The following is an 18,687-nucleotide window of genomic DNA, read 5'->3' on the forward strand; positions in this document are numbered from 1 at the left end:
ATCATCGTATTCTTTGATAATAATAGAATACTGATCTTTATTTCAACCATTGAATTAATATAGAATTAACGGTATTTAAAACAGAAAATTATTGGAAACAATGATAAATGAATTATTTTATAAATACCAATCTATTTTTTTCATTAAATGATATTATTTTATCATTTATTGTTAAACTATATAACATATGACCATGAATATTTGCTCATCTATAGTAAGAATAAGATTGAAAATTTTTGATGTAGTTGAACTTTTCATCCCACGATATAATTAATAACATTAGTTCTATCTGCCCAGGATTAATAACCTCCATAATTTTAAGCCCGCTAGCTACAGACTGACCGTAAAAATGTCTGGTTAGCTTTCAATTTAGCTCTGATTCATCCTAACTTTAGGCTAAAGCAGTTTAGGGATAACTAGTGGATGGTGCTAAAGCCTCTCTTGGTCTGAAGCCTTGGCAGTAGGCAGTAGGCAGTAGGCGAAGATAATCTTTTGGGATTGCCTATTAGGTTACCTTTAAAAAAGCAATTCTTCATTTCATGTCCCATGTCTGACATCTCAAGTCTTATGTCTAACATCTGATATCTCATGTCTATCTCCTGGTTATAAAACGAAAAAAGTCTCATACAAATGAATGTATGAGACTTTTAATAAAAACTGGCGGCGACCTACTCTCCCGCTTGTCGCAGTACCATCGGCGCTGGTGGGCTTAACTTCTGTGTTCGGAATGGGAACAGGTGAGCCCCACCGCTAAAACCACCCTAAATAAGGTATATTTTGTATCATGTCGGTTGTAATAGGTACCATGTATTGACATGATACTTTTTACTTTTTACATTTTACAAATTTTATCGGTAAATTTCATCACAAAGGCAAAACCAGTTCTGCACTTATAAGCACTTGTCTTATTATTAATTAATTAAAGTTAAGATTACAGCAACCAATAGGCTATAAATCTACGGGTAATTAGTACTACTCGGCTATGCTGTTACCAACTTTACACCTGTAGCCTATCAACGTTGTCATCTCCAACGACCCTTAAAAGATGTCTCATCTTGAGGCGAGTTTCGCACTTATATGCTTTCAGTGCTTATCTCTTCCAAACGTAGCTACTCAGCGGTGCACCTGGCGGTACAACTGATACACCAGAGGTTTGTTCAATTCGGTCCTCTCGTACTAGAATCAAGCCCTCTCAAACATCTAACGCCCGCAATAGATAGAGACCGAACTGTCTCACGACGTTCTGAACCCAGCTCGCGTGCCACTTTAATGGGCGAACAGCCCAACCCTTGGGACCTTCTCCAGCCCCAGGATGTGACGAGCCGACATCGAGGTGCCGAACCTCCCCGTCGATGTGAGCTCTTGGGGGAGACTAGCCTGTTATCCCCGGAGTACCTTTTATCCTATGAGCGATGGCCCTTCCATACGGAACCACCGGATCACTATGTCCTGCTTTCGCACCTGATCGACTTGTAGGTCTCACAGTCAAGCACCCTTATGCCATTACACTCTACGCACGGTTACCAAGCGTGCTGAGGGTACCTTTGAAAGCCTCCGTTACTCTTTTGGAGGCGACCACCCCAGTCAAACTACCCACCACGCAATGTCCTTCTGAAAGAAGTTAGGCTCCAAGTAAGTAAAGGGTGGTATTTCAACGTTGACTCCACAAACACTAGCGTGCCTGCTTCAAAGTCTCCCACCTATCCTACACATTACTTACTCAAAGTCAATACGAAGTTATAGTAAAGGTTCACAGGGTCTTTTCGTCCCATTGCGGGTAATCGGCATCTTCACCGATACTACAATTTCACCGAGCTCGTGGCTGAGACAGTGCCCAGATCGTTACACCATTCGTGCAGGTCGGAACTTACCCGACAAGGAATTTCGCTACCTTAGGACCGTTATAGTTACGGCCGCCGTTTACTGGGGCTTCAGTCAAACGCTTCGGTTACCCTAACGCCCTTCCTTAACCTTCCAGCACCGGGCAGGTGTCAGACCCTATACAGCATCTTTCGATTTAGCAGAGTCCTGTGTTTTTGATAAACAGTCGCCTGGGCCTCTTCACTGCGGCCAGCATTGCTGCTGGCGTCTCTTCTTCCGAAGTTACGAGACTATTTTGCCTAGTTCCTTAGCCACGACTCACTCGAGCACCTTAGGATTCTCTCCTCGACCACCTGTGTCGGTTTTGGTACGGGTTGCTTCACTTCGGCTTTTCTTGGATCCGATTTCACTATAACAGCTTCGCCCGAAGGCTAGGCCTTGACACTTCCGTCCGTCTTCAATAGCTACGTCGAACCGTCCCCTTTTTAGTGTGAGCAAGTATGGGAATATTAACCCATTGTCCATCCACTACCCCTTTCGGGTTCGCGTTAGGTCCCGACTAACCCTCAGCTGATTAGCATGGCTGAGGAAACCTTAGTCTTTCGGTGAGGGGGTTTCTCGCCCCCTTTATCGTTACTTATGCCTACATTTTCTTTTCTATCCGCTCCACAATACCTCACGATACTGCTTCGGCGCAAATAGAATGCTCTCCTACCAGATATAATAAAATTATAAATCCATAGCTTCGGTAATATGTTTATGCCCGATTATTATCCATGCCGGACCGCTCGACTAGTGAGCTGTTACGCACTCTTTAAATGAATGGCTGCTTCCAAGCCAACATCCTAGCTGTCAATGCAGTCCAACCGCGTTGCTTCAACTTAACATATATTTGGGGACCTTAGCTGTTGGTCTGGGTTCTTTCCCTCTCGGACATGGACCTTAGCACCCATGCCCTCACTGCCGCAGAACATTTATTAGCATTCGGAGTTTGTCAGGAATTGGTAGGCGATGAAACCCCCGCATCCAATCAGTAGCTCTACCTCTAATAAACTTTATTGCGACGCTGCACCTAAATGCATTTCGGAGAGTACGAGCTATCTCCCAGTTTGATTGGCCTTTCACCCCTACCCACAGGTCATCCGAAGACTTTTCAACGTCAACCGGTTCGGTCCTCCACTCTGTGTTACCAGAGCTTCAACCTGCCCATGGGTAGATCACAAGGTTTCGCGTCTAATCCTACTAACTATGCGCCCTATTCAGACTCGCTTTCGCTCCGGCTCCGGACCTGAAGTCCTTAACCTCGCTAGTAAAATTAACTCGTAGGCTCATTATGCAAAAGGCACGCCGTCACCCAACTTGTGGGCTCCGACCGCTTGTAGGCGTACGGTTTCAGGTTCTATTTCACCCTTCTATTCGAAGTGCTTTTCACCTTTCCTTCACAGTACTTGTTCACTATCGGTCTTTCAGGAGTATTTAGCCTTGGAGGATGGTCCCCCCATATTCAGACAGGATTTCACGTGTCCCGCCCTACTCATTTATCATCAAAATATACCTTTCGAATACCGGGCTATCACCGTCTACGGCCGCACTTTCCAGTACGTTCTTCTAAATATATAAAGACTTTTGGGCTAATCCGCTTTCGCTCGCCACTACTTACGGAATCTCTTCGATTTCTTTTCCTCCGGGTACTTAGATGTTTCAGTTCTCCGGGTTTGCTTCTTGATGTAAACATCAAGATGACATGTCTTCAACATGCCGGGTTGCCCCATTCGGACATCTCGGGATCTATTCGTGTGTGCCAATCCCCCGAGCTTTTCGCAGCTTACCACGTCCTTCTTCGCCTCTGAAAGCCTAGGCATCCGCCATACGCCCTTAACGATTTCTTTCCTATTTTTAGGTTACTCAAGCACTTATAAGTGCTCGGTTTTCTCTTTGTGATGTCTTTACCGTTAATGTCAATGATCTTAAATCTTGTAATCATGTAATCCCGAAATATGTACTAATGACGGCTCCGTCATTATGTAGAATATACATTTCCGTAAAATTACCCTCATACATCATACGTATGTACTTACCGTACACCATACAATACGTGGAGAATAAGGGAGTCGAACCCTTGACCTCCTGCGTGCAAGGCAGGCGCTCTAGCCAGCTGAGCTAATTCCCCCTCTAGTAGAAATTTTAAATTCTAAATGATAAATTTTAAATGAAAACAATATGTTATAATCTAAAATCTATAATTTAAAATCTGCAATTCCCTTCAATTAGTAGTCTCGGGCAGGCTCGAACTGCCGACCTCTACATTATCAGTGTAGCGCTCTAACCAGCTGAGCTACGAGACTTCGTTATAATTTTAAATCTTAAATTGAAAATTTTAAATAACTTTTAAATCTAAAATTTATAATTTATAATCTAAAATCTCTTGTTCCCTGTTACTAATCTCTAGTGGGTGTGTATTTTTATATATATAGCAACCAAATAAAAAACTAAAGCTTCGCTTTAAGTAAGTGCATGGTACATTGAAGTACCTTAATTTTGTTTATTCTCGTCCGAAAACGAGACTCTAAAATGAGATGTTCCAGCCGCACCTTCCGGTACGGCTACCTTGTTACGACTTAGCCCTAGTTACCTGTTTTACCCTAGGCAGCTCCTGTTACGGTCACCGACTTCAGGTACCCCAGACTTCCATGGCTTGACGGGCGGTGTGTACAAGGCCCGGGAACGTATTCACCGCGCCATGGCTGATGCGCGATTACTAGCGATTCCAGCTTCATAGAGTCGAGTTGCAGACTCCAATCCGAACTGAGACCGGCTTTCGAGATTTGCATCACATCGCTGTGTAGCTGCCCTCTGTACCGGCCATTGTATTACGTGTGTGGCCCAAGGCGTAAGGGCCGTGATGATTTGACGTCATCCCCACCTTCCTCTCTACTTGCGTAGGCAGTCTCACTAGAGTCCCCAACTTAATGATGGCAACTAGTGACAGGGGTTGCGCTCGTTGCAGGACTTAACCTAACACCTCACGGCACGAGCTGACGACAACCATGCAGCACCTTGAAAATTGCCCGAAGGAAGGTCTATTTCTAAACCGATCAATTCCCATTTAAGCCTTGGTAAGGTTCCTCGCGTATCATCGAATTAAACCACATAATCCACCGCTTGTGCGGGCCCCCGTCAATTCCTTTGAGTTTCATTCTTGCGAACGTACTCCCCAGGTGGCTAACTTATCACTTTCGCTTAGTCTCTGAAGCATAAAGCCCCAAAAACGAGTTAGCATCGTTTACGGCGTGGACTACCAGGGTATCTAATCCTGTTCGCTCCCCACGCTTTCGTCCATCAGCGTCAGTTAAGACATAGTGACCTGCCTTCGCAATTGGTGTTCTAAGTAATATCTATGCATTTCACCGCTACACTACTTATTCCAGCCACTTCTACCTTACTCAAGACCTGCAGTATCAATGGCAGTTTCACAGTTGAGCTGTGAGATTTCACCACTGACTTACAGATCAGCCTACGGACCCTTTAAACCCAATAAATCCGGATAACGCTTGCACCCTCCGTATTACCGCGGCTGCTGGCACGGAGTTAGCCGGTGCTTATTCGTATAGTACCTTCAGCTACTCTCACGAGAGTAGGTTTATCCCTATACAAAAGAAGTTTACAACCCATAGGGCCGTCGTCCTTCACGCGGGATGGCTGGATCAGGCGCTAACCCATTGTCCAATATTCCTCACTGCTGCCTCCCGTAGGAGTCTGGTCCGTGTCTCAGTACCAGTGTGGGGGATCACCCTCTCAGGCCCCCTAAAGATCACTGACTTGGTAGGCCGTTACCCTACCAACTATCTAATCTTGCGCGTGCCCATCTCTATCCACCGTAGTTTTCAATATCAATTGATGCCAATTAATATATTATGGGGTATTAATCTTCCTTTCGAAAGGCTATCCCCCTGATAAAGGCAGGTTGCACACGTGTTCCGCACCCGTACGCCGCTCTCTTCGTCCCGAAAGACAAATACCGCTCGGCTTGCATGTGTTAGGCCTCCCGCTAGCGTTCATCCTGAGCCAGGATCAAACTCTCCATTGTATGTTTGTTCTGACTCACTCAAAGTTTTGACGCTTTAGTTTTTCCTTACTTGGTTGTTATATTGTATTTCAATGATCTCTATTCTTCCGCTCCTACTTTAGCTAATTTCTGTCGTTTCGCTTTATCGTATTTGCGTGTGCAAAAGTAAAAATAAATTTCTAATTGACCAAATGTTTTCTTAAGAAAATTTAAAGTTTTTTGTTAACCCTAATCCCCTCTCAAAACCTCAATCCTTCTACTCCTGCGCTCCCGTTTTACCGGACTGCAAAGATACTAAAAAATTTAAACTCCGCAACTTTTATCATCTAAAAATTAAAAAGTTTTTATCTCATGTACCGTAGGTATCAGTTCTATATTCTCCGCTCCTTAAAGCTCTTCTGCGCTACTGAACTACTCCTGGTTTTTCAGTGCCGCAAAAGTACACCCTTTATCCTATACCATCCTAATTTATTTAACATAATATTAATATGGAAGAGCTATTGTGGAAAACTCATTCAATTAACGTATTGATATGTTTAATGTTAAAAGATTTATCCAACTTACCCACATTAACTTTATATTTTCTGAACTATTACTAGGACTCTGTTTTATTACTCTTCATAGCAGTTAGCAAAATTAATTTATATACAATACATCAAAGAAAAATGTAAAATATTTTTGCCGGAAAATTTTTTATAATTTGTAGTGGGCTATCGAAAAGTAAATGGATAGAGCGTATTTTTTAGATGTTTCTTTAGGGTGCCTGTTTAATTAAATCTTCAAGGTTTTTAAAACCTTGAAGATTTGAATGACGTTGCTATTTTATTTCCGGATATGCTTAAATTTCATGGGATGTTTCCTTGGAATATTTTTTAAAATATAAAAAGGTACTTACGGTAGATTATAAATGTAATCATTTTTTTAACAGATTAAATAATATAGAACGGTAATTTTTTTTGGTAATGGAAACCGTGAAAGTGAAGCGTGGGAAAACAGGAATAACAGTAGTTTTGATTACGTATTATAACTATGATTGTATTAAGATATTCGATCAGTGACGAACGATGAAGTGGCGATTTAATTCAATAGAATAATAATCCCATCCAAACATCTGGGAGATTAAAAGGTCAGGAAATTTTTAGTGTTATAAATTAGATTTTAAGCTATGAAACAGCTTATGGTTTGTGAGGGTATCTGATGATTGGTGACATAAGGCGAAAAACTAATTTGAATCCTGCAATAAAGATTTTAATTTTAGGCTAAAGCCATTAAGCAAAGAAAATCTTTCGGGTAATTGCAAGCAGTAAATAAAAAAGGGACTTATTGGTATGCTGTCTTATATCTGTTGTCTGAAGTCTGACATCTAGTATCTAATATCTCATGTCTATCTCCTGGTTATAAAACGAAAAAAGTCTCATACAAATGAATGTATGAGACTTTTAATAAAAACTGGCGGCGACCTACTCTCCCGCTTGTCGCAGTACCATCGGCGCTGGTGGGCTTAACTTCTGTGTTCGGAATGGGAACAGGTGAGCCCCACCGCTAAAACCACCCTAAATAAGGTATATCTTGTATCATGTCGGTTGTAATAGGTACCATGTATTGACATGATACTTTTTACTTTTTACATTTTACAAATTTTATCGGTAAATTTCATCACAAAGGCAAAACCAGTTCTGCACTTATAAGCACTTGTCTTATTATTAATTAATTAAAGTTAAGATTATAGCAACCAATAGGCTATAAATCTACGGGTAATTAGTACTACTCGGCTATGCTGTTACCAACTTTACACCTGTAGCCTATCAACGTTGTCATCTCCAACGACCCTTAAAAGATGTCTCATCTTGAGGCGAGTTTCGCACTTATATGCTTTCAGTGCTTATCTCTTCCAAACGTAGCTACTCAGCGGTGCACCTGGCGGTACAACTGATACACCAGAGGTTTGTTCAATTCGGTCCTCTCGTACTAGAATCAAGCCCTCTCAAACATCTAACGCCCGCAATAGATAGAGACCGAACTGTCTCACGACGTTCTGAACCCAGCTCGCGTGCCACTTTAATGGGCGAACAGCCCAACCCTTGGGACCTTCTCCAGCCCCAGGATGTGACGAGCCGACATCGAGGTGCCGAACCTCCCCGTCGATGTGAGCTCTTGGGGGAGACTAGCCTGTTATCCCCGGAGTACCTTTTATCCTATGAGCGATGGCCCTTCCATACGGAACCACCGGATCACTATGTCCTGCTTTCGCACCTGATCGACTTGTAGGTCTCACAGTCAAGCACCCTTATGCCATTACACTCTACGCACGGTTACCAAGCGTGCTGAGGGTACCTTTGAAAGCCTCCGTTACTCTTTTGGAGGCGACCACCCCAGTCAAACTACCCACCACGCAATGTCCTTCTGAAAGAAGTTAGGCTCCAAGTAAGTAAAGGGTGGTATTTCAACGTTGACTCCACAAACACTAGCGTGCCTGCTTCAAAGTCTCCCACCTATCCTACACATTACTTACTCAAAGTCAATACGAAGTTATAGTAAAGGTTCACAGGGTCTTTTCGTCCCATTGCGGGTAATCGGCATCTTCACCGATACTACAATTTCACCGAGCTCGTGGCTGAGACAGTGCCCAGATCGTTACACCATTCGTGCAGGTCGGAACTTACCCGACAAGGAATTTCGCTACCTTAGGACCGTTATAGTTACGGCCGCCGTTTACTGGGGCTTCAGTCAAACGCTTCGGTTACCCTAACGCCCTTCCTTAACCTTCCAGCACCGGGCAGGTGTCAGACCCTATACAGCATCTTTCGATTTAGCAGAGTCCTGTGTTTTTGATAAACAGTCGCCTGGGCCTCTTCACTGCGGCCAGCATTGCTGCTGGCGTCTCTTCTTCCGAAGTTACGAGACTATTTTGCCTAGTTCCTTAGCCACGACTCACTCGAGCACCTTAGGATTCTCTCCTCGACCACCTGTGTCGGTTTTGGTACGGGTTGCTTCACTTCGGCTTTTCTTGGATCCGATTTCACTATAACAGCTTCGCCCGAAGGCTAGGCCTTGACACTTCCGTCCGTCTTCAATAGCTACGTCGAACCGTCCCCTTTTTAGTGTGAGCAAGTATGGGAATATTAACCCATTGTCCATCCACTACCCCTTTCGGGTTCGCGTTAGGTCCCGACTAACCCTCAGCTGATTAGCATGGCTGAGGAAACCTTAGTCTTTCGGTGAGGGGGTTTCTCGCCCCCTTTATCGTTACTTATGCCTACATTTTCTTTTCTATCCGCTCCACAATACCTCACGATACTGCTTCGGCGCAAATAGAATGCTCTCCTACCAGATATAATAAAATTATAAATCCATAGCTTCGGTAATATGTTTATGCCCGATTATTATCCATGCCGGACCGCTCGACTAGTGAGCTGTTACGCACTCTTTAAATGAATGGCTGCTTCCAAGCCAACATCCTAGCTGTCAATGCAGTCCAACCGCGTTGCTTCAACTTAACATATATTTGGGGACCTTAGCTGTTGGTCTGGGTTCTTTCCCTCTCGGACATGGACCTTAGCACCCATGCCCTCACTGCCGCAGAACATTTATTAGCATTCGGAGTTTGTCAGGAATTGGTAGGCGATGAAACCCCCGCATCCAATCAGTAGCTCTACCTCTAATAAACTTTATTGCGACGCTGCACCTAAATGCATTTCGGAGAGTACGAGCTATCTCCCAGTTTGATTGGCCTTTCACCCCTACCCACAGGTCATCCGAAGACTTTTCAACGTCAACCGGTTCGGTCCTCCACTCTGTGTTACCAGAGCTTCAACCTGCCCATGGGTAGATCACAAGGTTTCGCGTCTAATCCTACTAACTATGCGCCCTATTCAGACTCGCTTTCGCTCCGGCTCCGGACCTGAAGTCCTTAACCTCGCTAGTAAAATTAACTCGTAGGCTCATTATGCAAAAGGCACGCCGTCACCCAACTTGTGGGCTCCGACCGCTTGTAGGCGTACGGTTTCAGGTTCTATTTCACCCTTCTATTCGAAGTGCTTTTCACCTTTCCTTCACAGTACTTGTTCACTATCGGTCTTTCAGGAGTATTTAGCCTTGGAGGATGGTCCCCCCATATTCAGACAGGATTTCACGTGTCCCGCCCTACTCATTTATCATCAAAATATACCTTTCGAATACCGGGCTATCACCGTCTACGGCCGCACTTTCCAGTACGTTCTTCTAAATATATAAAGACTTTTGGGCTAATCCGCTTTCGCTCGCCACTACTTACGGAATCTCTTCGATTTCTTTTCCTCCGGGTACTTAGATGTTTCAGTTCTCCGGGTTTGCTTCTTGATGTAAACATCAAGATGACATGTCTTCAACATGCCGGGTTGCCCCATTCGGACATCTCGGGATCTATTCGTGTGTGCCAATCCCCCGAGCTTTTCGCAGCTTACCACGTCCTTCTTCGCCTCTGAAAGCCTAGGCATCCGCCATACGCCCTTAACGATTTCTTTCCTATTTTTAGGTTACTCAAGCACTTATAAGTGCTCGGTTTTCTCTTTGTGATGTCTTTACCGTTAATGTCAATGATCTTAAATCTTGTAATCATGTAATCCCGAAATATGTACTAATGACGGCTCCGTCATTATGTAGAATATACATTTCCGTAAAATTACCCTCATACATTGTACGTATGTACTTATCGTACACCATACAATATGTGGAGAATAAGGGAGTCGAACCCTTGACCTCCTGCGTGCAAGGCAGGCGCTCTAGCCAGCTGAGCTAATTCCCCCTCTAGTAGAAATTTTAAATTCTAAATGATGATTTTAAATGAAAACAATATGTTATAATCTAAAATCTATAATTTAAAATCTGCAATTCCCTTCAATTAGTAGTCTCGGGCAGGCTCGAACTGCCGACCTCTACATTATCAGTGTAGCGCTCTAACCAGCTGAGCTACGAGACTTCGTTATAATTTTAAATCTTAAATTGAAAATTTTAAATAACTTTTAAATCTAAAATTTATAATTTATAATCTAAAATCTCTTGTTCCCTGTTACTAATCTCTAGTGGGTGTGTATTTTTATATATATAGCAACCAAATAAAAAACTAAAGCTTCGCTTTAAGTAAGTGCATGGTACATTGAAGTACCTTAATTTTGTTTATTCTCGTCCGAAAACGAGACTCTAAAATGAGATGTTCCAGCCGCACCTTCCGGTACGGCTACCTTGTTACGACTTAGCCCTAGTTACCTGTTTTACCCTAGGCAGCTCCTGTTACGGTCACCGACTTCAGGTACCCCAGACTTCCATGGCTTGACGGGCGGTGTGTACAAGGCCCGGGAACGTATTCACCGCGCCATGGCTGATGCGCGATTACTAGCGATTCCAGCTTCATAGAGTCGAGTTGCAGACTCCAATCCGAACTGAGACCGGCTTTCGAGATTTGCATCACATCGCTGTGTAGCTGCCCTCTGTACCGGCCATTGTATTACGTGTGTGGCCCAAGGCGTAAGGGCCGTGATGATTTGACGTCATCCCCACCTTCCTCTCTACTTGCGTAGGCAGTCTCACTAGAGTCCCCAACTTAATGATGGCAACTAGTGACAGGGGTTGCGCTCGTTGCAGGACTTAACCTAACACCTCACGGCACGAGCTGACGACAACCATGCAGCACCTTGAAAATTGCCCGAAGGAAGGTCTATTTCTAAACCGATCAATTCCCATTTAAGCCTTGGTAAGGTTCCTCGCGTATCATCGAATTAAACCACATAATCCACCGCTTGTGCGGGCCCCCGTCAATTCCTTTGAGTTTCATTCTTGCGAACGTACTCCCCAGGTGGCTAACTTATCACTTTCGCTTAGTCTCTGAAGCATAAAGCCCCAAAAACGAGTTAGCATCGTTTACGGCGTGGACTACCAGGGTATCTAATCCTGTTCGCTCCCCACGCTTTCGTCCATCAGCGTCAGTTAAGACATAGTGACCTGCCTTCGCAATTGGTGTTCTAAGTAATATCTATGCATTTCACCGCTACACTACTTATTCCAGCCACTTCTACCTTACTCAAGACCTGCAGTATCAATGGCAGTTTCACAGTTGAGCTGTGAGATTTCACCACTGACTTACAGATCAGCCTACGGACCCTTTAAACCCAATAAATCCGGATAACGCTTGCACCCTCCGTATTACCGCGGCTGCTGGCACGGAGTTAGCCGGTGCTTATTCGTATAGTACCTTCAGCTACTCTCACGAGAGTAGGTTTATCCCTATACAAAAGAAGTTTACAACCCATAGGGCCGTCGTCCTTCACGCGGGATGGCTGGATCAGGCGCTAACCCATTGTCCAATATTCCTCACTGCTGCCTCCCGTAGGAGTCTGGTCCGTGTCTCAGTACCAGTGTGGGGGATCACCCTCTCAGGCCCCCTAAAGATCACTGACTTGGTAGGCCGTTACCCTACCAACTATCTAATCTTGCGCGTGCCCATCTCTATCCACCGTAGTTTTCAATATCAATTGATGCCAATTAATATATTATGGGGTATTAATCTTCCTTTCGAAAGGCTATCCCCCTGATAAAGGCAGGTTGCACACGTGTTCCGCACCCGTACGCCGCTCTCTTCGTCCCGAAAGACAAATACCGCTCGGCTTGCATGTGTTAGGCCTCCCGCTAGCGTTCATCCTGAGCCAGGATCAAACTCTCCATTGTATGTTTGTTCTGACTCACTCAAAGTTTTGACGCTTTAGTTTTTCCTTACTTGGTTGTTATATTGTATTTCAATGATCTCTATTCTTTCGCTCCTACTTAAGCTAATTTCTGTCGTTTCGCTTTATCGTATTTGCGTGTGCAAAAGTAAAAATAAATTTCTAATTGACCAAATGTTTTATTAAGAAAATTTAAAGTTTTTTGTTAACCCTAATCCCCTCTCAAAACCTCAATCATTCTACTCCTGCGCTCCCGTTTTACCGGACTGCAAAGATACTAAAAAATTTAAACTCCGCAACTTTTATTATCTAAAAATTAAAAAGTTTTTATCTCATGTACCGTAGATATCAGTTCTATATTCTCCGCTCCTTAAAGCTCTTCTGCGCTACTGAACTACTCCTGGTTTTTCAGTGCCGCAAAAGTACACCCTTTATCCTATACCATCCTAATTTATTTAACATAATATTAATATTGGGTTCATATTTAAAGGTAAATGGCTGATTTTCCGGGATATTAATTTTGGAGGTTAGAGGTTAAAGGTTAGAGGTTAGAGGTTAGAGGTTAGAGGTTAGAGGTTAGAGGTTAGAGGTTAGAGGCAAAAATAATCGTTGTAGGGAAGATGAAAGTATTTTTCTTATTCTTTATATATAAACCTCATAGGTTTTCAAAACCTATGAGGTTTGGATGACCGTTTTTTCCTTATTATATATATTTTGTACTGATTGGAATGCCGGAATTGCTTTTATTCCCAATACCCTAGCCACGATAGGAGCATTTGTCTGAGCTCATTTTCGTGAATTCGGGCGGCTTTGCCGCCCGAATTCACGAAATAGCGAGTGCGGATAGCGTGATTAAGCTCCTGATGAAAAAACAGTGTTAATTACGCTGCTTTTTATTCATTTATATATCAGCTTTTTAATAAATATTATTTTTTTATCGTCCGGATCCCAGTTCTGAACTTCTTTGTCTACAAGATCACTATGTTTTTTATAGATATCTCTTAAGGAATTACCTATTGATTTTCTTAGATATTCATTGTCATGCAGCCTGTTCTCTGAGATCAGATGAATGGCTACTTCAGGGTTTTCTTTGAAATAAGGCCGGCCAGTCCAGATTCTTAACCCTTCAATTACGGCTCTTTTGATATTGGGATTATCATCGTCGATCCATTTTTTGATGATGGGTAAAGATTTCTCATAACCCATTGACTGACAATAGTAATCAAAAGCTTTAGCCAGCATTTCCTGAACCCGCCAGTTATGATCTGTGGCAATGCTGGTCTCAAGTAGGTTAAGTGCCTCCGGGCTTTCCACCGATAAATGCCCAAGTAAGTAGGTGGCCAACATCCTGATCTGATACACCTTATCATTAAGAATTTGAACAGCAAATTCCTGGTGATTCAATGAGGCATCTTTTAAAATAAGATCACCGGCCTCAATAATATGCCTGAATCCGTGCTCCGTACTTTTCAGTTTTTCAATAAGTTCCTTCATTTTTAGTATTCTCAAAGTTAAAAGCATTTTTCGCTTTACTGAAATTCCTTCTTTATTGTTAAGGTCCGTGACTTAGCAGCGATGAGGAGATTAAAACTGATGATATAACACCGGTCAATGGAAATTCCCCCGGAATTCCAGGGGCGAAAAGCCTGTTTTAGCTTTGAACAGTTTGCCGAAGGACTGAGGATGCCCGAATCCCAGCTCATAGGCTATTTCATTTACCGTCAGTTGCGTTGAGATTAATTTTTCTTTTGCTCTTTCAATCACTTTTGCGTGGATGTACTGCTGTGCATTTTGCCCGATGTTAGTACGCAGCAGATCACTTAAATACCCGGGTGAAATATGCAGCTGCTCCGAAAGGTACTGCACTGTAGGAACTCCTGAATGAAGAGATTCCTGATTGAGGTATTGATCAAGAATGGTCTCTGCTTTCTCCAGAATATCGTTGTTCACCACCTTCCGGGTGATAAACTGACGCTTGTAAAAACGGTTAACATAGCTGAGCATCAGTTCTATCTGGGCCAGCACTACTTCCTGGCTGAATTCATCCACACGACTGTTGAGCTCCAGTTCCATTATGCTGAAAATCGAAAGGATGGTTTCTTTTTCGCTTTCCGATACATGCAGGGCCTCGTTAGAAGAATAAGAAAAATAGCCATATTGCTTTATCTTTTGGGATAATGGATGACCCAACAGGAAATCGGGATGGATAAGCAATATATAACAGTGGGTTCTGCTGTTATAATCTGTGCTCCCAACCAATTGATTCGGAGCTAAAAAAAGCATGCTGCCTTCATTATAATCATAGTAATCCTGTCCGTATTTCAGCCTTCCGCGATTCTGCGTAATAAAAGTAATCTTGTAAAAACTAAGGACATCATAAATCGGCGCCATGTCTACGTTGAACGGATTGTTTTCATTAAAATGAACGAGGCTGATCAGCGGGTGCTGTGGGGCAGGCAAACCAAATGCTTTATGGCTTTCCGAAATGGAAATAAACCGGATGAGCCTGCTGTTCTTGTTTTTCATTTCATAAATTTAATAAAAAAAACCTACGACTATAGGTATCGCAGGTTTCAGAATGTATTTAAAATCTACCAGGGAAGAATATGATCAGGACCACTGAAATCAGCAGGTCCGGTAAAGCTTCCTGTCGGGAGATCTTCTGCAAGTGCTACTCTTATCGGCTCAATAGAACCCTGTTCCACGGTATCGGTTCCCTGAAAATTATTGAGTGCTGTTGCCGTGAATCCGGGACTTACCAGGTGTACTTTAATACTGGTATGCTCCAATTCAATAGCCAGAGAAAGGAAGATCCCGTTAAGTGCGGTTTTAGATGCGCCGTACACTGCATCAAAAGCCGAGCGGTAAGGGTTCTCAGGATTTGAATTGATCCCAAGAGAACCTAATGCACTGGACACGGTAACAATCCTTGCTTCAGGAGCGCTCCGAAGCAAAGGTAAGAAGGCTTGTGTTACGGCGAGAGTTCCGAATACGTTGGTTTCCCACACCGTTTTCAACTCGCTGATGTCTGCCTTGCTGGCCTGTTGTGCTCCCAGAACTTCTTCCATTGTACGTCCGGGCTTTCCTGCATGCGAAATTGCAGCATTATTCACGAGTAAGGTAAGATATCCGACTTCTTTCTGTATGGTATCGACTGCTGCCCTTACCGATTTCTCATCGGTAATATCCAGCTGAACTGCTTTTGCCTTACCACCGATTTCTGCAGCTGCAGATTCTCCTTTCTGAAAATCCCGGGATCCTACATATACGGTATAATCATTATCGGAAAGGGCCTTCGCAATCTGAAACCCTACTCCTGTATTGGCACCGGAAACCAGTGCTACTTTTTGTTCATTTGTCTGCATGATTTAAACTGATTTAATTGATATGACAAATGTGGATATTTGTTTTTGAGTAAGTGTATCCAGATTGAGGATATGTAAAGCCGAATTGGGAATTACACAGAACAGGACGTAAGTTTCCTGGATTTTATTTCCTGAAAACAGATGAAAAACTGAAAGTTCACGTAAAAAAAGATGATTTTTTAATGAGGCGTGAGAAAAATCTTTGAATTTTCGCAAATCAGAACAGGATTGAGCAACAACTATCTAAGCATGGAAACCTCTGTTCCAACTGATAAAAATACTTTAAGCATGCACCATCCGGGTGATCCGGGGTTGTTTGTGCAGACAGGTTTGATTATCTTTGCGCCTTTAAAATCTATATTCCTTTTGTCATCATTTTCTGAAGGGGCAATATAACCTGATAATCCCGATAAACACAATTCCGGATTTTATTGACATCAGAACTCATTTGAATACTATTAAAATAAATTTATGAACAAACTTTTACATGGTGTAATTTTAATTTTACTTATGACCTTTAGTTTATCTGAAGCTCAATCGATTACCGTAAGCAATACTTCGCCTGGCGCAGCTGCGGTCTATACTTTTAATTATACGGCACCTCAGGCTATCGGTACGGGTACAAGCATTCCAAATGTCTTTTATCTTTGGCTGCCATCAGGATATCCAGCAATTTCGCCTGTTGTTTCAGGTGGTGCGGGTCTGCAGCCTTATGTGACTTTTAAGGTTAACGGGATCACTTATCCCTGCAATACTGCATTTGGAAGTGTTGGCGGATCCTGGGCATCGGGTATACAGCTTTCTACGGGAGGAGCATCGACAGGGGTATCTATTCCTGCTGGAGCTCAAATCCAGGTTATAGTTTCCGGACTCATAAAAAATCCTACAAACACGGGAAACTATAATTTTCTCTGGAGAATTTCCCAATCGAACGGTGCTTCTGTACAGGATTACAATGTTCCTATATCCTTCTTCTCTACCCTTGCAGTTAATGAAACAAGCCATAAACAGCAGCATATTATCATCTCTCCTAATCCATCATCCGATTTTATCAGGATTTCGGGATTGTCCCATAGTCAGTTCTACCAGATTTATAGTGCCGCCGGTGTATTGGTGGGAGAAGGAAAGATTTCCGGCGACGAAAAAATTGATATCAAAAATTTAATACATGGTATTTATACATTGAGGACCGGTGATCATCAGACTGTAAAATTTATAAAAAAGTAAAGTCTTCGGATATTCTGCCGTAAAAATGGATATTCTTTCTTTTTAAAATACATGATCGTCAAGATTCTTACAACCCTTGGCTTTAATCGATATTCGCATAGTCCCCGATTTATATCCGGGGCTTTTTTTGTGATAATCTTTTAATAATAAAGAATCCTTATTTTTTCAGCTTTTAATGATAAGAACTCACTTCTTATTTTGTGATGTCCAGATCTTTTACGGCTCCGCTATCCATAACGAACTCATTTTTTCTCATCATACGGTTTTGATTTCCTCCTTCAAAAGTAAAGCTATCATCTGCACTCCCCTCTTCTGTGAAATCAGAAACTTTAGCATTGGCTGCCAACATGACCAATGCAATAGCTTGAAATATAATAATTCCCCTACTTATTAAAATATATTTTTTCATATTTAAGGATGCACTTTTGAACCTGCAGGTATTTTACTCAATATTTAAGTGTTTCCTGTCCGGAGAAACTACCTTTATTATAACCTGTTGATGATTCTTTAATTCTCCTTCTCCATATTCGTCTGAACCAAATGCGAAATTTGGTCCATCCGTTTCAAAACTATAACGATTCACTTTACTGATTTTAAGTTCAACTTTCCCTAAGGAATCGGTCACATATTGCCCTACCTCAACATATCTTCTGGGAATTCCCCATTTTGCCTGTCTTATGGTAACAGTATCGTTTACCCTAGGTTGTTCTGTTTGTGAGTCTATAACTTTTACTGTAATTGTGATTTGATTTTTTAAATCTGAACCATTGCCACAACTTAATAAGGTTATGGCAAAAAATATCAGTAGTATTGATTTGTAAACCATCTGTTTCTTAACTATTTAATGACTAACGGGTACTACAGACTTATAGTATTATTCTAAATCACTTATTTCTTTTGATTTTGAATTATAAAATTTCCAGTTATTCCCACCTAGTACTATATATTCGAGAGAGTCGGCCTTGATGCCCTTATATAGTGCATTATTGTACTCGAAAGTTGTATTATAGTAAATATTATTTTTTCTATCATATTTAATAGGATTTACAGTTGTATTTTTCACAATACCATTTTCTTTAATAATCTTTGAAATATAATTTTTTCCTGAAGAAAAATATGGAATATATTCTTTTGTCAGTATATTTTGATAGTCAGCGTTTGATTTGGACTTGTATAGAATATTAAGTTTTACTTTAATTTTATCATTTACCGGAGAGACGTTCATATAATACAGTACAGAACATCCTGTTCCACATCTTCCGTTGTAATAATAATCCCATTGATTATTATTTCGCCTGACAATACTATCTTTTCCATAATAACTGTCAATATTCTGAATACTATCAATAATTATATCATCTTTAGTTAAAAAAAGTGTTGACTTTCTGTTTAATCCATCAAATCTTGTATAAAAATTATATTCGTGTCTGATCGTACAACTGTTGATCAAAAGATAAACCGAAAAAATTAAAATTATTTTTTTGATAGCCATATTTTGTTGGGGTTTTTATAT

General features: G+C 42.0%; 7 protein-coding genes, 4 tRNA genes and 6 rRNA genes. 1 reads left to right on the forward strand and 16 read right to left on the reverse strand.

Features of this window, described 5'->3' with window-relative positions; translation table 11 throughout:
* Positions 1–655 precede the first annotated feature (655 nt).
* The 13 genes from rrf (ODZ84_RS07360) to ODZ84_RS07420 form a co-directional block, all read right to left on the reverse strand.
* Positions 656–764: ribosomal RNA gene (gene rrf, locus ODZ84_RS07360) — 5S ribosomal RNA — on the reverse strand.
* 182 nt (positions 765–946) lie between these two features.
* A 23S ribosomal RNA gene (locus ODZ84_RS07365) occupies positions 947–3,710 on the reverse strand.
* 207 nt (positions 3,711–3,917) lie between these two features.
* Positions 3,918–3,991: transfer RNA gene (locus ODZ84_RS07370), tRNA-Ala, on the reverse strand.
* A gap of 101 nt (positions 3,992–4,092) precedes the next feature.
* Positions 4,093–4,166 (reverse strand) — tRNA-Ile (locus ODZ84_RS07375).
* Between the two features lie 224 nt (positions 4,167–4,390).
* A 16S ribosomal RNA gene (locus ODZ84_RS07380) occupies positions 4,391–5,908 on the reverse strand.
* A 1,426-nt stretch (positions 5,909–7,334) separates the two neighbouring features.
* Positions 7,335–7,443 (reverse strand): 5S ribosomal RNA (gene rrf, locus ODZ84_RS07385).
* 182 nt (positions 7,444–7,625) lie between these two features.
* Positions 7,626–10,389 (reverse strand): 23S ribosomal RNA (locus tag ODZ84_RS07390).
* A 207-nt stretch (positions 10,390–10,596) separates the two neighbouring features.
* Positions 10,597–10,670: transfer RNA gene (locus tag ODZ84_RS07395), tRNA-Ala, on the reverse strand.
* A gap of 100 nt (positions 10,671–10,770) precedes the next feature.
* Positions 10,771–10,844: transfer RNA gene (locus ODZ84_RS07400), tRNA-Ile, on the reverse strand.
* A 224-nt stretch (positions 10,845–11,068) separates the two neighbouring features.
* Positions 11,069–12,586: ribosomal RNA gene (locus ODZ84_RS07405) — 16S ribosomal RNA — on the reverse strand.
* The 16S, 23S and 5S rRNA genes sit together here with 4 tRNA genes alongside, the layout of an rRNA operon.
* 893 nt (positions 12,587–13,479) lie before the next feature.
* Positions 13,480–14,076 (reverse strand): HEAT repeat domain-containing protein, encoded by a 597-nt coding sequence (locus ODZ84_RS07410; protein WP_266176344.1) that lies wholly within the window; start codon positions 14,074–14,076, stop codon positions 13,480–13,482.
* 114 nt (positions 14,077–14,190) lie between these two features.
* Positions 14,191–15,108 (reverse strand): helix-turn-helix domain-containing protein, encoded by a 918-nt coding sequence (locus tag ODZ84_RS07415; protein ID WP_266176345.1) that lies wholly within the window; start codon positions 15,106–15,108, stop codon positions 14,191–14,193.
* Positions 15,109–15,173: 65 nt separating this feature from the next.
* Positions 15,174–15,947 (reverse strand): SDR family NAD(P)-dependent oxidoreductase, encoded by a 774-nt coding sequence (locus ODZ84_RS07420; RefSeq protein WP_266176346.1) that lies wholly within the window; start codon positions 15,945–15,947, stop codon positions 15,174–15,176.
* 471 nt (positions 15,948–16,418) lie between these two features.
* On the opposite strand from ODZ84_RS07420, the gene ODZ84_RS07425 reads away from it, so the two are divergent.
* Positions 16,419–17,174 (forward strand): T9SS type A sorting domain-containing protein, encoded by a 756-nt coding sequence (locus ODZ84_RS07425; protein WP_266176347.1) that lies wholly within the window; start codon positions 16,419–16,421, stop codon positions 17,172–17,174.
* A gap of 193 nt (positions 17,175–17,367) precedes the next feature.
* Here ODZ84_RS07425 and ODZ84_RS07430 read toward each other — a convergent pair whose 3' ends face one another.
* The 3 genes from ODZ84_RS07430 to ODZ84_RS07440 are packed head-to-tail and all read right to left on the reverse strand — an operon-like array spanning position 17,368 to position 18,666.
* The gene (locus tag ODZ84_RS07430; protein ID WP_266176348.1) at positions 17,368–17,583 is read right to left on the reverse strand and encodes a hypothetical protein; all 216 of its coding nucleotides are present in this window, start codon (positions 17,581–17,583) and stop codon (positions 17,368–17,370) included.
* A gap of 33 nt (positions 17,584–17,616) precedes the next feature.
* Complete coding sequence (locus tag ODZ84_RS07435) at positions 17,617–18,000, reverse strand: hypothetical protein (protein WP_266176349.1); 384 nt, start codon at positions 17,998–18,000, stop codon at positions 17,617–17,619.
* Between the two features lie 48 nt (positions 18,001–18,048).
* Positions 18,049–18,666: a hypothetical protein gene (locus ODZ84_RS07440; RefSeq protein ID WP_266176350.1), complete on the reverse strand. Its 618-nt coding sequence runs from the start codon at positions 18,664–18,666 to the stop codon at positions 18,049–18,051.
* Between the last annotated feature and the right edge of the window lie 21 nt (positions 18,667–18,687).

Origin of the sequence: Chryseobacterium fluminis, from assembly GCF_026314945.1 — a bacterium.
GTDB lineage: Bacteria > Bacteroidota > Bacteroidia > Flavobacteriales > Weeksellaceae > Chryseobacterium > Chryseobacterium fluminis.